Source organism: Paraburkholderia aromaticivorans (assembly GCF_002278075.1).
Taxonomy (GTDB): Bacteria; Pseudomonadota; Gammaproteobacteria; order Burkholderiales; family Burkholderiaceae; genus Paraburkholderia; species Paraburkholderia aromaticivorans.
Window position 1 is genome coordinate 1,177,874 of record NZ_CP022990.1, and the last position, 13,834, is coordinate 1,191,707.

Annotated in this window: 13 protein-coding genes; 10 read left to right on the forward strand and 3 right to left on the reverse strand. The window is 64.3% G+C overall.

From position 1 onward, the window contains the following. The first annotated feature begins 18 nt into the window (after positions 1 to 18). The 7 genes from CJU94_RS25000 to CJU94_RS25030 all read left to right on the forward strand — a co-directional run bounded on the left by CJU94_RS25000 (position 19) and on the right by CJU94_RS25030 (position 10,083). Positions 19 to 1,671: a hypothetical protein gene (locus tag CJU94_RS25000; RefSeq protein WP_095421333.1), complete on the forward strand. Its 1,653-nt coding sequence runs from the start codon at positions 19 to 21 to the stop codon at positions 1,669 to 1,671. A gap of 113 nt (positions 1,672 to 1,784) precedes the next feature. Continuing rightward, positions 1,785 to 2,228, forward strand: coding sequence for an arsenate reductase/protein-tyrosine-phosphatase family protein (locus CJU94_RS25005; RefSeq protein ID WP_157763805.1), 444 nt, complete (start codon positions 1,785 to 1,787; stop codon positions 2,226 to 2,228). Beyond that, on the forward strand, positions 2,225 to 4,486 hold the full coding sequence (locus CJU94_RS25010) for a polysaccharide biosynthesis tyrosine autokinase (protein ID WP_095421335.1): 2,262 nt from the start codon (positions 2,225 to 2,227) through the stop codon (positions 4,484 to 4,486). The genes CJU94_RS25005 and CJU94_RS25010 overlap by 4 nt, the downstream gene beginning before the upstream one ends. Further along, a complete protein-coding gene (locus tag CJU94_RS25015) occupies positions 4,483 to 6,636 on the forward strand; it encodes a glycosyltransferase (protein ID WP_095421336.1) in 2,154 nt (717 codons plus the stop codon). Before CJU94_RS25010 ends, CJU94_RS25015 begins: the two co-directional genes overlap by 4 nt. 49 nt (positions 6,637 to 6,685) lie before the next feature. After that, positions 6,686 to 7,726, forward strand: coding sequence for an EpsG family protein (locus CJU94_RS25020; protein ID WP_095421337.1), 1,041 nt, complete (start codon positions 6,686 to 6,688; stop codon positions 7,724 to 7,726). A gap of 6 nt (positions 7,727 to 7,732) precedes the next feature. Next, the gene (locus CJU94_RS25025; RefSeq protein ID WP_095421338.1) at positions 7,733 to 8,896 is read left to right on the forward strand and encodes a glycosyltransferase; all 1,164 of its coding nucleotides are present in this window, start codon (positions 7,733 to 7,735) and stop codon (positions 8,894 to 8,896) included. Then, positions 8,893 to 10,083 carry a polysaccharide pyruvyl transferase family protein gene (locus CJU94_RS25030; protein WP_095421339.1) on the forward strand — a complete coding sequence of 397 codons (1,191 nt, stop codon included), beginning with the start codon at positions 8,893 to 8,895 and terminating at the stop codon, positions 10,081 to 10,083. The genes CJU94_RS25025 and CJU94_RS25030 overlap by 4 nt, the downstream gene beginning before the upstream one ends. 116 nt (positions 10,084 to 10,199) lie before the next feature. On the opposite strand, the gene galU is transcribed toward CJU94_RS25030, so the two are convergent. After that, positions 10,200 to 11,081 (reverse strand): UTP--glucose-1-phosphate uridylyltransferase GalU, encoded by an 882-nt coding sequence (gene galU / locus CJU94_RS25035; RefSeq protein ID WP_095421340.1) that lies wholly within the window; start codon positions 11,079 to 11,081, stop codon positions 10,200 to 10,202. Positions 11,082 to 11,507: 426 nt separating this feature from the next. Between galU and CJU94_RS25040 the strand changes: the two genes are divergently transcribed. From CJU94_RS25040 to CJU94_RS25050, 3 genes are all read left to right on the forward strand, one after another. Next, positions 11,508 to 11,741: a flagellar transcriptional regulator FlhD gene (locus CJU94_RS25040; protein WP_095421341.1), complete on the forward strand. Its 234-nt coding sequence runs from the start codon at positions 11,508 to 11,510 to the stop codon at positions 11,739 to 11,741. Between the two features lie 239 nt (positions 11,742 to 11,980). Then, a complete protein-coding gene (locus tag CJU94_RS25045) occupies positions 11,981 to 12,289 on the forward strand; it encodes a hypothetical protein (RefSeq protein WP_095421342.1) in 309 nt (102 codons plus the stop codon). Positions 12,290 to 12,350: 61 nt separating this feature from the next. Continuing rightward, complete coding sequence (locus tag CJU94_RS25050) at positions 12,351 to 13,202, forward strand: transposase (protein ID WP_244221069.1); 852 nt, start codon at positions 12,351 to 12,353, stop codon at positions 13,200 to 13,202. Between the two features lie 41 nt (positions 13,203 to 13,243). Here the strand turns inward: CJU94_RS25050 and CJU94_RS25055 are convergent, their stop codons facing one another. Then, a complete protein-coding gene (locus CJU94_RS25055) occupies positions 13,244 to 13,453 on the reverse strand; it encodes a hypothetical protein (protein ID WP_095421343.1) in 210 nt (69 codons plus the stop codon). Between the two features lie 30 nt (positions 13,454 to 13,483). Next, positions 13,484 to 13,732: a hypothetical protein gene (locus CJU94_RS25060; protein WP_095421344.1), complete on the reverse strand. Its 249-nt coding sequence runs from the start codon at positions 13,730 to 13,732 to the stop codon at positions 13,484 to 13,486. Between the last annotated feature and the right edge of the window lie 102 nt (positions 13,733 to 13,834).

The window sequence follows — 13,834 nt, forward strand, 5'->3', positions numbered from 1 at the left end:
GCGCGTGACGGTGACGCCATGGTAAATCGCCGCTCCGCCATCGGTCTGTCCGCCGGCGTCGCGTTTCTGGGCGCGGGCGCCGTTTCGCGCGGCTGGGGTGAATCTGTCGACAACCCGGCCCCGAACGGCTTTCGCTGGCTCGGCGAATTCGCCGCCAAAGGCAAAGGCGCGAGCGACGACACCGGCACGTTCCAACGCGCGATCGACTACGTCCGCAATCTCGCATTGCGCGCGCGCGATACGTCCTGTCTGCCATCGCTGCTGATTCCCGCCGGCCGGTACGTGCTCACGCAGACGCTCGACACTACGCCGTGGATCAAGTTGTGCTCGGTGGGCGGCGTTTTGCTCGACTTCTCGCAAATGCCGGTGGGTTGGGACGGCCTGACATGCAGAAACGAAACCACGCTGCCTGCCACGGAGTTGCGTTTCCCCGGTGACCGTTCGCCGTTCCTCGACGGCACCGGCGGCACGATCTCGATACTCGGTCCAGGCAAGGCGCGGGCCGAAGGATCGGGCATCGTGCTCGGCAACCGTCAGGCCGGCTTTCCGGGCGCCGTGAGAGACGCCGGCGGCCGCAATGTCGTGGTCACCGGCTGGGGTAGCGCGCTACGCATCGATCCGCTCAACACCTACCTCACCGCGTGGTTCTCCTCGCGCTTCGAACAGAACCGCGAGGCCGCCATCCGCGTGGCGCCCGGCGTCGGCAGAAGCGTCAACAGCGGCGAACGGATGACCTTCATCGATTGCACGTTTGCGGGGTCGGCACACGCGCTCGACATCGACTCGGACAGCATGGACTTCGTCTTCGACGCCTGCTCGTTCGATTTCAATGGCGACGTGGTGTATTTCGGCAAGCACGCCCGTTTTGGCACGGTGGCGTTCAACCACTGCCACATCGAGGGGATCGACGGACTGCTGGTCGACGCGACCGACGCGGGCAAGCATCTGCGCACCGTGTTCCGCGACTCGATCGTGTTGCCGAGGCACTGGAAGCGCAAGGACCTCAACAATGCGCCTCGTCAACTGGTCGCCGGTACGGCGAAGTTCTCGGCGTCAGGACTCGAGTGGCGTTTCGAGTCGCCGCAACAAGACGCGCTGACGCCCTTGATCGGCGACGAAGTGCCGGTTGAAGCGCTCAGCGCGATGAGCTTCCAGAAAGTTGCGGCACTGCCATGGCGGGGCGCCGTGATCAACGCCGACAGCCGCTTCACGCTGGATAGCCCCGGCACGCCGGTGAGCGCGCTGACGCACTGGACCCTGTCGTCCACCGCCGCTGCGCGAGCCGCCGGCGAGCTCGTCACGCTCGACACCATCGCGGGAACCGGCGCACCGGCCCGGTCGCAACAGGCATTGCGGCTGGCGACGGCGGAGCGGGGCGACGAACCGCTCTCACTGACCACGCGAACTCCTTTCCCGGTCAACCCCGGTGAAACCGTGCTCGCTGCCTGCACGGCGACAGCGGCCGCAAAGGGGCGCACGGCATTCACCTTCCAGTTCTACGCGGCGGAGGGCGTTGCGCTCGGCATCAGCGAATCGCAAAGCCCGGCGAACGCGCTTGCGGGTGCACAAGCCACTGTTCCCGCTGGCGCCGTTCAGGCCACGCTCAAGACGAGTTTCATCGGCTGGACGGGAAAGCTCGAGTTAAGCGAACTGGCGGTATGGCGCTCATGAGGCCCGCTTTGCAGCGCCGGGTTCGAGTCCGCAACGTCTCAACACAAAGAAACCAGGACCAGATGATTTCCAACGTTCTCATGGTTTGCCACGGAAACCTTTGCCGCAGCCCGATGGCGGCGGCTCTCCTTCAGCAGCGCAGCGACGGCCTGCGCGTCGGCTCGGCCGGTCTCGCCGCCGAGGTGGGGCAACCCGCCGCGAAAGAGGCCGTCGCGGCGCTTGCCGAAGTGGGCATCGACATCCGCGCGCACCGCGCCGTGCAGTTGACCCGCCAGCTCGCGAACGACGCGGATCTGATACTGACCATGACCGCCGCGCAGACCCGCAGCCTGCACTCGCTGTATCCGGTGATGCGCGGCCGCATCTTCCCGCTGCGCGAGTTCGACGACACGGATATCGACGACCCGATGGGCATGCCGCTCGCCGAGTTCCGCACCTGTCGCGCAGCCTTGCAGACCGGCATCGATCACTGGGTCAGACGGTTGACGGACCTGAACGGACCAGCGGGCGGCCGTGCCCGTTCCGAAGCGCTCTGCGTCGACGGAGGTGTTCAATGAACCCGCCGAATATGCCGTATGAAGCCGCCGCCGAGAAGGAGTTCAACCTCGCGGCCATGCTCGATGTATTCATGCTGTACCGGCACATGATGCTGTGGATCTTCGGCACCGTATCGATTCTCGGGATCGCGGCGGTTCTGTTGTCGGACCCGCAGTATCAGGTCAACATCATCACGCAGGTCGACGAGGGCTCCGCCGCCACCACCGCGTCATCGCTGCTGGGTCAGGATCTGTCGTCCATGCTCGACGTCAAGTCGTCCGCGGATACGGAAATGCAGGTGCTGCAGTCGCGGCTCGTCGTGGCTTCGGCCGTCGACAATCTGCGCCTCGACATCGACGTGGAGCCGGCTCGCTTTCCGCTGATCGGCCGCGCTATCGCGCGCTCCAGCAAGGGGCTGTCCCGTCCCGGCTTTCTCGGCATGGGCGGCTATACGTGGGGCGACGAAAGCGCCCTCGTCGAGCGCTTCGACGTGCCCGTCGGCTTCGAGGGAGAGCAATACCGCCTGACGGTTCTGGACGCCGGCACCTACCGGCTTTCCGGCACCGGCCTCGAACAGGGCGTCGTGGGACGGATCGGCAGGACCGAAACCTTCGTCAGCGACGACGGCCCCATCACGCTGCAGGTCGGCGCGATCCACGCGGCAACCGGCGCGCGCTTCAAGCTCACCCGGCAATCGCGTCTGGAAACGATCGACAGGCTGCAGCGCAGCCTGTCGATCAGCGAACTTGGCAAAGACTCCAACGTTCTGCAGGTCAAGCTGCGCGGCAGCGATCCGGTGCTGATCACCGCGATCCTCAACGACATCGCGCGCCACTATGTCGGCCAGAACGAAGACCGTAAGGCGGAGCAGGCCGCGCGTTCGCTGACCTTTCTGCGCGGCCAGGTGCCCGATTTGCGCCAGAAGCTCGATACCGCGGAGAGCGCGTATGCCACAGTGCGCAGCAAGCTGGGATCGGTCGATCTCGACGGCGAGGCGCGCGCGCTGCTGCAACAGTCAGCCGACAACGAGACGCTGATCAGCACGCTGCTGCAAAAACGCGCGGAGGCCCTGACCCGCTTCGAGCCGACCAATCCGACGGTGGTCGCGCTCGATCACCAGATCAAGGTGCTGCAGTCGCAATCGGCCGGCTTCAACCAGCGCATCGATCGCCTGCCGGAGATCCAGCGTCAGGTGGTGACGGCGCAACGCGACGTGAAGATCAGCAACGATCTGTATGTCGGCTTGCTGAACAACATCGAGCAGTTGCAGATTCTCGAAGTGGGCCGGATCGGCAACGTCCGCGTGCTCGATAACGCGTTGCTGCCCGACCAGCCAATCCGGTTGTGGCGCCCCGTGCTGTGTGTCGTCGTGGTCGTGCTCGCGCTGTTCGCGGCGGCCGCCGCCGCGTTCATCCGCGATCTGCTGTTCCGCGGCATTTCGGATTCGCACGAGATCGAAGAACAGACCGACCTCAGCGTGTTCTCGGTCGTGCCGATGGCGAAGCGCCGCGGTTTCATGGGGCCCGGCTTTCTGCGGCGCAAAACGCCGGCGCGCCGCCCGCTCGCGTTCGTAGATCCGGCCGACCCGGCGATCGAAAGCTTGCGCAGTCTGCGCACGGCGTTGCAGTTCTCGCTGTCCGACTCCGGCAACAACGTCGTGATGTTCACCGGGCCGTCACCCAACATCGGCAAATCGTTCATTGCGTCGAACGTGGCCGCAGTGCTCGCGCGGACCGGCAAACGCGTGTTGTTGATCGACGGCGACCTGCGGCGCAGCGGACTGAGCCGTGCGTATGGCTGCCACTCGGCGGTGGGTCTCGCCGATGTGATCGCCGGCACCAGCGAGCTCGACGCGTCGGTCCGCAAGGTCGAGCGATCGACGCTCGACTTCCTGCCAAGCGGGTCGATGCCGCCCAACGCCGCCGACCATCTCGGCGGTGCGGGCGTGGCCGCACTCTTCAGGACGCTCGCCGCCCGTTACGACGTGGTGATCGTCGACACCGCGCCGCTGCTGCCCGTACCCGACGCGGCGATTCTCGCGCCCTACTCCAGCGGCAATGTGTTCCTCGTGGCGCGCGCCTCCATCACGAAGCCGGCGGAGCTCGAAGAGTGCGCGCGCCGCCTGCGCCAGGTCGGCGTCGACGTGAAAGGCGTGGTGCTCAACGGAATCGACCGGCACGCCGGACGTTTCCGCTACGGCACGACCTACGGCAGCTATCGCTATACGCGCTCGCGAAGCGAAGAGTCCCGCCCTGTGATGGACGAGGTGGCGCCATGACGCAGCGAAGCCGCGACGCCTGGGCGGCGTCCCTGCTGTCCGTCAGCGCATTGGGTTCAGCCGGGCTGGCCTTTGCCGTGCAGGCGAGCCTCGCGCGGTCCCTCGCGCCGGCGGAATATGGACAGTTCGCCGCCGCGCTCGCCGTCGTGACGATCATCGCGCCGGCGGTCGGCTTCGGCGTGCCGTCGTTCTGGCTCAAAGCCTACGGCACCGAAGGCTGGGCGGCACGGCGCTGGATGGAGGCGTCGGTGCGGTTCATCGCACGCAGCGCGGCGCTGTGCATCGTCGCCGCCGTGCTGTGGGCCTGGCTCGGCACAGCCGACATGCGCACCCGCCAGTTGCTGCTGTCGATGCTGCCGGTGATCCTGACACAGGGCGCGATCGAAATGGCCTCGGCGAAACTGCAGCTCGAAGAGCGGTTCGGTCGGGTTGCGCTGTGGCAGGCATTGCAGCATGCCGCCCGTCTCGCGTTGGTGCTGGCCTGCTGGAAGCTCGCGGCGACCAGCGACGCGATCGCGCTCGGTTTCGGTTGCATCGGCGCGATCGTGACGCTCGGCGCCTGGCGGTCGGTCTCCGCGCTGCGGCGCGGCGCGGTGGAACTGGTCGGCCACGGCCCGCAATCCGCCGCGCGCGCCGCCCACGCCAGACTGCCGACGCCGTCGACGCATGAACTCTGGCGCAATGCGTTGCCGTTCGGCATGTCGAGCCTGCTCTTCTACGCATACGGACAAAGCGGGCTGGTGATCGTCGCGCACCTCGGCACGCCGCAGGACGTCGCCGTGTATAGCGTCGCGATAACCATGCTGACGGCGCTCTATCTGTTGCCGACCGTGCTGTTCCAGAAACTGCTGATGCCGCGTCTGCATCGCTGGGCCGCTTCGGGCGACGAGCGTCTCGAACGCATGTACCGCGACGGCAGCAAATGGATGTTCGCCTCGGGCACCGTATTGGCGCTCGTCGCGGCAGTGCTCGCGCCGTTCGCGATCCCCGTGGTGTTCGGCCGCCAATACGAGCAATCGGTCAGCGTAGTCGTCCTCATGACATTGAGCACGCCCTTCAGGTTTCTGACGGTCAGCGCTTCCTCGGTGATGACCACCAGCAATCTGATTCGCGTGCGCAACCGCTGCGCGTTCGCCGCCCTGCTGGTCAGCGTGATTGCAGGTGTGATCGGCGTATCGGTGGCGGGTATCGTCGGCGCCGCGCTTGCTTCAGTTGCGGGCGAAGTCGTGTGGGCCGCGCTGTCCGTGCTGTGCGCGCGTCACTTTCTCGCCGGCGCGCGGCATCAAGCGGCGCCCGCTGCCGCGATTCAGCCGACCGTCGACGTTTCCTCGTCCAGCGTCGCCAGAATGATTCCGGTCTGCGCGATCGTTCCGTGCTTCAACTGCCGCGATACGATCGGGCGCGCGGTCCAGTCCGTGTTCCTGCAAACGTGGCGCCCCAAAGAGTTGATCCTCGTCGACGATTGCAGCACGGACGGCACCCGCGAACTGCTCGACGAACTGGCCCGGACCTATCCGGCCGGCTGGATTCGCGTCCTGCTGCAGCCCCGCAATGCGGGACCCGGCGCCGCGCGCAATGCCGCATGGGCCGCGGCGGGACAGCCCTACATTGCCTTTCTCGACTCGGACGACTGCTGGCATCCCGCGAAGATGGAGATCCAGTACGGATGGATGCGCGCCTGTCCCGAGGCGACGATCACCGGCCACCCGGTCGCGCAACTCGACGCCGGCGAACCGGCCCAATCGCAACCATTGCCGCCCGTCGGCGTGCCACGCCGCGTGTCGCGCCGGCACGTGCTGTTCTCGAATCGCTTCACGCCCTCCAGCATTCTGATGCGCGCGGACGTCGGCGCCCGCTTCGACGAAACCAAACGTCATGCCGAGGACTACTTCATGTTGCTCGAAGTCGTGCTGGTAGATCGCGGCCGCGCCTATTTGTTTCCGACGCCGCTTTCGTACATCTACAAGGCGCAATTCGGCGCGCGCTCCGGCCTGAGCGCTCAACTCTGGAAAATCCAGAAAGGCGAGCAGGACAACTATCTGCAGTTGCGCAGACGCAAAGTCATCAGCCCTGTCGAATGGCTGTGTTTTTCGCTGCTGAGCGCAATGAAATATTTTCGACGCTGCGTGGTGTCGCGGAGATTTGCGTGAGCGACGTCCTCGCCTCCACCGCGACGCCGCAAACGGCCGGGCGTGCGACATGACTTACTACCTCGTCCCCCTCGTGGTCTTCTATTTCGGCGTGGCGCTGTGCATCGCCTATGGCGGGACCAACCCCGCGGTCGTTCTGACCTGCGCGCTGCCGATGGTCGCGCTGGCCGTCTTGCGCGGCCATAGCGGGACCGACACCGCCGCGTATTACCAGGCGTTCACGGATCTCGGCCAGGGCAACGGCTATGGCGCAGAGCCGCTGTTCAATGCGTATGCGCGGCTCCTCTGGTCGATCGACCCCGATCCGCGGTTCGTCGTCAACAGCATTTCGATGACGACCGCGCTGTTGTTGCTGTGGTCCATTTCCCGCAGCCGCTTCGGTATCTGGTTCGGCGGACTGATCCTCGTGCCGGGTATGTTCTACGAGCTGACCATGAACGTGATGCGCTTCGGCCTCGCGTCGGCGATCTTTCTGCTCGCCACGCGTGTCGCTCCGCACAGGAAGCCGCTCCGCTACTTCATCTACGCGTTGCTCGGCACCTGCGTGCACTTTTCTTCTGCGCTGTTGTTCCTGCTCTTCATCGCGACCACCCGGCGCGGTCACACGCTGATGTTCGTCGGCGTCGCGGTTGCCGTCATCGGCGGTTCGCTCGTCATGCCGGACTACTTCGCCGACAAGACCAGCCTCTACACCGGCATCGCGGCGCCGAACGCGTCGTCGGGACTCCTCTTCCTGATGATCCAGATGCTGATGCTGGGCGTGATGATCGTCTACCGGCGGCAATTCGCCATTCCGCCGATCGGCTGGCTGATCTGCGCCGTGCTGGCGGCGGTGCTGTACGGGATGACCCAGGTGACGTATGCGGGCATCCGCTTTCAGCTGATTCTCGTGAATCTGATGCTGGTCGTGCTGTGGCGTCAGTTCGCGCCGCCGACCGGCCGCATGCGGACCAATCTGGCGAGCTGCCTGTTTGTCATCGGACTGATCGCGCTGGCCGGACGCATCCACAACATGACCGATGAAGAAGGACACGGACAGTCGCCGTTTCTGCCTTATCAGGCGGCTCCATCAATTCAGGAACTGGGGTGAGCGATCATGCGACAGAAAATCGTACACGTAACGGAAGCACTGGGTGGCGGCGTACTGCACTGCGTCGCGCTGCTGGCCAACCGTCAGGCGGCCGCCGGCGACGAGGTCCTCGTGCTGCATTCGATGCGGCAAGACACGCCGCCGGCCGCGAAGCTGAACGAGCTGTTCGACCCGCGGGTGCGCCGCGAGGTCGTCGACATGCGCACCAGCATCGGCGTTCACGACATCGTCAGCGTGTTCCGGCTGCTCATCGCGCTACTGCGCGAGCGCCCGGACATCGTCCATCTGCATTCGTCGAAAGCCGCGGCGGTGGGCCGGATCGCGGCGCGCCTGCTCGGCATCACCGCGCGCACGATCTATTCGCCGCACGGCTTCGCCTTTCTCAAAGAAGATATCTCGCCGCGCAAGATCAGGCTGTTCCTGCTGGTGGAGCGGATGCTGCACGCCACGGGCGGCCATATCGTCGCCTGTTCGAAGAGCGAATTGCGTTACGCACGCATGCTGCTGTTGCGCGCCGAGCGCACCAGTCTGGTCGAGAACGCCGTGAAGCTCGACGAATTCCGCAGCGGCGCTCATAGAACGGCCGGCGAACGGGTCGTCGTATGCACGTCGGCACGCGTCACGTATCAGAAGGCGCCCTGGCGCTTCACCCGGCTCGCGCAACAACTTTCGTCCAGCCCGGCCGCCCGCTTCGTATGGTTCGGCGACGGCGAATCCGAGGCGATCGAGCGTTGGATCGATCGCGACACGGTTCAGGTAAGCGGCTGGATTCCGGCTGCGGAGCTTCGCCGGCGGCTTTCGCAGTGCGACATCTTCGTTTTGCCTTCGCTCTGGGAAGGCATGCCGATCGCGCTGATCGAAGCGCAAGCGGCCGGACTGCCCGCGGTGGCCAGCCGCATCGTGGGCAACCGCGACGTGATCGTTCACGGCGTGACCGGCTTTCTCGCCAACGACGACGAAGAGCTCGAACGCTACACCCGCCAGTTGATCGACGACGCGGCGCTACGGCAGCGCATGGGGGCCGCCGCGAGCGCGCATGCGCGCAGCCGCTTCGGCGACACGCAACTGTTCCGTTCTTATGTGGGGGTCTACCGGCGTTTGCTGACGCCGATGCAAGACCGCCGTCTGCCGGCCGTCACGCACGCGCTTTCCCATGAGGTCCTGAAATGAATACATCTGAAACCGACGCCCCTGCACGCGTCGCACCCAGTTCGCCGGCACGCCGTGCCGAGGTCCGCGACCATGCGCGCAGAAACGCCGCCCCGAGACGTGAAACGCGCATCGCGTTCTTCGGTTTCTATGGACGGCACAATTTCGGCGACGATCTGTTCGGCTACCTACTGCAGTCGATGTCGATCAGGACACCGGGGATTCTCCCGCTGATCGTCGGCGCATCGCCCGCGCAGGAATTGACGCATCTGTTCCATTTGCCGGTTGCAAGAGCGTTGTGGACGCGGCCAGGGATAATGGGCGCGGCGGCCCGCTCCGTGACCTATGTGGCCGCTCTGTTGCGCGCGAGAGCTGCGGTGTTCGGCGGCGGCTCGTTATTCGGCGCCAATGCTTCGCTGTCGTTCGCGAAGCTGATCGTCAACGCGGGGCGGCGGTTCAACAGGCCCGTCGCCGCAGTCGGCGTGTCGGTCGGGCCGTTCGCGACAGCTGAGCGGCGCCACGCGTTTACCGGCGTGCTCAGGGCGTTGCCCTGCATAGCGGTTCGCGATGAAGCATCGGTTCGCGCGGTTGCGGACGCGACAGGCTCGGCGCCCGCCAACCTCAAGGATCTGGCTTTCGCACTGCCGGCACTCTACACGCCGAAGCGCAGGGCGCACGATCGGCGCACGCTGGTGGTGTCCATTCATCTGCGGCAATACATGGACGCGGTGCTGGCCGTGCTGGCCGACGTCGACAGCCGGCGCCTCGTCGACGAAGTGCTGTTCGTCTCGCTGGACGACGAGAGCGTTGCGGTCACGGGCGACATTGCCCGCCTGTTCTCGCCATCGAACGTCGCGGTGAGCCGCTTTCAATACGGCGATTCGATTACCGAGGTGGTCGATCTGCTGGCGGCCGCGGCGTGCGTCGTCACCTCGAAGCTGCACGGTGCGATCGTCAGTTTCGTGTACGACGTCCCGGTCCTGCTGTTCTGCTATCAACGCAAGTGCGCGGAATTCCTGCTGGACAACGGACTGCCTGGGCCCAAAGAGCCACAGCCGTCCGACGAGGTCTGCATCGCGCACGTCAGCGCGCTTCTCTCGCCTACCGCTCGCGAGAGAAGCTATTCGAACGCCGCCTGGCACCTCGATCAATTCACGCGGTTCATTGCCGGCATTGGCGGGGTTGAAACACCATCTGGCGCGCGTTGAGCGCGCACGCAACGCAGTGAGGTCGCGAACGCGGCCCGCACTGCGCGGCCGACGTTGCCGGAAGCCACGGCGGCCTGCCACGTTGCCACGTCGACAGGCCTCCCACGCGGAGTCGATTAAATCTGCAGTTCCGGCATGCGACTCGCGAGATATTCGCTGAAGTCCGACGACACTTCGGGATGGCGCAGCGCGAACTCCACCGTCGCCTTCAGGTAGCCGAGCTTGCTTCCGCAATCGAAACGCGTGCCGCTATACCGATAGGCCAGCACCTGTTCGTCGGCGAGTAGCGACTGGATCGCATCGGTGAGTTGCAGCTCGCCGCCGCTGCCCGGCCGCAATGCGCGCAGATGCTTGAAGATCCTCGGCTTGAGGACATAGCGGCCGACCACGCCGAAACGGGACGGCGCGTCCGCGGGCGCCGGCTTCTCGACGATGCCCGACAATTTGAAAATATCCTCTTCCCATTGTTTGCCGTCGATCACGCCATAAGACTTCGACTCGTCCGGCGCGATCTCTTCGACACCGAGCACCGAGGTATGGTAATGATCGAACACGTCGATCATCTGCCGCAGCACAGGCGGCCGCCCGTCCAATAGGTCATCGGCCAGCACGACGGCAAACGGACTGTCGCCGACGAGCTTTTCCGCGCACAACACCGCATGGCCCAAGCCCAGCGCTTCGGCCTGGCGAACATAGAAACAGTCCACATGGCTCGGCTTGATGCTGCGTACCAGCGAAAGTAGCTTCTCCTTTCCTCGTGCTTCGAGTTCGGCCTCGATCTCGTACGACTTGTCGAAATGATCCTCGATGGCCCGTTTGCTGCGTCCCGTCACGAAGATCATTTCAGTGATGCCGGCCGCGATCGCTTCTTCGACCGCGTACTGGATCAGCGGCTTATCGACAATCGGCAGCATTTCTTTCGGACTTGCTTTGGTCGCCGGAAGAAAGCGGGTACCGAGCCCCGCAACCGGAAAGACGGCTTTCGTTACATTAAGCATAGGACTTGAATCTCGCGCGTGGAATGACCGGGTATTTATATGGCATTACCGGTGTCTGAATCGCAAAAAGAACCTGCCCGCCCAAATCCACCGACGAGCAGGTTTAACCGAGGTTGAAAGGGTTCACCGAGAGCAGAGAAGCCCGAAACAAGTATCGTCTTCCAATAGTCGATCCGGCTAACCGTTTGTCTGATCAGGCTTATCAAATGACGGAACGCTACAGCAATGTGATTGACCGGCGTGACCCCGTCGCTATTCCCGCGCGATCACTTACAAAAAAATACGACGGATCGTCCCTATAGGCGGATTGAATCAAGGTTTTGTCAGAATTGGGAAAACCGCAATCAGTAAACTGATAAACGGAATCTGTCGCGTGATGAATAAGCGGCGGCGGACCCTTTCAACTCTCCCGGACGAAAAACCCAATTGGCCAAGAATTCAGACAGCCTGCAGGCAATCGCCGCATTCAACCAATCGTATCTGCTGCTCGCGCAGCGGATGCTTAAGGAAAACAGAGAGCAGGCAAAACGCGCGCTCGGCGTCTCAGACTCGATGGCAACCCGGATCAGTTCGCTGACACCGGCCGAAATCGAGGTCCTCTCCGATAGCTCGGAACTGATCTGTCAATTCAGATTCGACGCGGCGCCGAGCCGGGCGTGACGCCTGCGCGCGCTTCAAACGCGCGGTGAGGTGGTTTCCGAACCCTCACAGGCGCCGAAGCTACCCCTATCACCGCTTCTCCGGGCAGCAGTCGCCCTGCCAGGGACAGCCGGTGAGTAAGGATTCCCTGACCCAGAGTTCAGCATCTACCGCTCACATTTTCTTGATCCCCTGACTGCACGGCGAAAACTGGCCGCATACGATGAACGCACATCGATTGCTTTCATCCAGGTGTTGCCATGGTTCCGTATCTGTCCGAGAGAGAAAATTCAATCGAGCACATCAACGCGATGTGCTTACGCCTCTTCGACCAGTGGTGCGAATCCCGCAGCATCGCGCCGCTGACGTATCTATTGCGAGGCTGGCCGATCCTCGACAGCGAGCCTGACACCCTGCGTCGTCTTAACACTGCTCTACGCGAGTTCAGACGGCAACATCCGCACGATTCCAGCGATGCCTCATTTCAGGAGGTGTGCGAGCTATCCGATTGTGTCGAGGACCTGCTGATCCTCTCGTCGCTGCCAACGTGGCTGACGAGCGGCCTGTAGCGGCACCGGCGGCACCGGCGACACCCGGGCTCGCCCGAAGCAATGGGTAGGGGAGGACAGCGTGCATTTCGACGAAATCAGTGACGAAGAGTGGCTGCTGCTCGCGCCCATCCTCGCGGACCCGCCCATCCATCACCGGCAGCGCGGCCGGCCTCGCGCGCAGGTTCGCGTCGTGGCGAACGCCGTGCTGTGGGTGCTGACGACCGGCGAATCCTGGTCGATGTTGCCGAACCACTATCCGTCGGCGCCGACCTGCCGCCACCGTTTCGAGGCCTGGCGTTCGAGCGGTGCCCTGGCGCAGATGTACCGGATTCTTTCGAACGGTGGCCGCAGGTTCCAGTGCGGTCCGCAATTTACCCTTGAGCGCCGCGCGGCCCCGGCGTACCGCGTCGATCGCCAGACTCGCGATGACGGTCTTCGCCGGGTGCTGTGGAGCGAACAGGCGGCATGGCAGACACCGCGCGAGACATGGCAGTCGTCCCACACTGCCGATACGTTCAGGCATATCGCGCGGCAACTCCCGAATTCCGCGAATGCCGGGGAACCCGTTCCTGAGCGCGTCGAATCCCGCGCGCCGGTGACAACCCTGCGCTGCGTTCAACTGCCGCCCTCACCATGGAGCGGCCTCGCGTCGAAAGGCCCGGTCGAATCCGACCCGCGTGGCTATGTCATCCACGTGTGCGCCGATCCGCTGGCAAACGCCCGTTTCCGCGGGCGGGCCGAGATCGTGCGTGATGGAAGGCGAGTCGCTCGTTCCGGGCTGATCGGTCCGGGCTTCGAAGACCACGAGACGGCACGGCAATACGCGCTCGAATGGGCGCGGCGATGGATCGATGAGGAAAACGGCGAAAATGGGGACGACGCTGCCGAAGCGACTAACGGAGTTCAGCAACCCAAGAAGCGCTCCGGGTAAGCCCCTCATCGACACGCCGGATGCCCCGGCGCGTCGATGAGTCAATGCACCACGCCGAAAATCGCCTTGACACCCTCCGCGGGCGTCAATCCCACGTCGAAATAACCTTCCAGCCTCAAGGCGGTCGCGTCGTCGAGGATGAATGGCGGCCGGATGAAACCGGTCGCGAAGGCGTGGTCGTACCATTCGCTCAACCACGCGCGCAACGCTGCTTCATGCGCCGACAGTGTCCCCAGGTTGTCTCTGTTCATCGACGACTCCTTTGTCCGGCCCCGTTCGTATCATCCCGCGAGCGGCTCGAAGCTCATTCTGCACAGGTTCTCCGCCGGCGGAAATACGTGCCACGTACCGTCGACGTGCCGATAAAAGAACAGCAGGATCGGTCCATCCGGCCGCCTGATTTCGACACAGACCCGGCAAGTCAGACCGTCCGTCGAACCGTGCAGCGCGAGCACGCGCACCGGAAGCGCGCCCGCCGTCGCCCATAATTTCGCGCGCAGTCCGCGTAGTGAGCTTTTCGTCGCATCCACATCTGCCCCCGCACATCAGGTTCCCATTTGACAATCGTGGGACAACAGCGGGGATTCATCAGTCAGCGGCACCGGATTGTTGATTCGGGAAGCGCTGCTTCG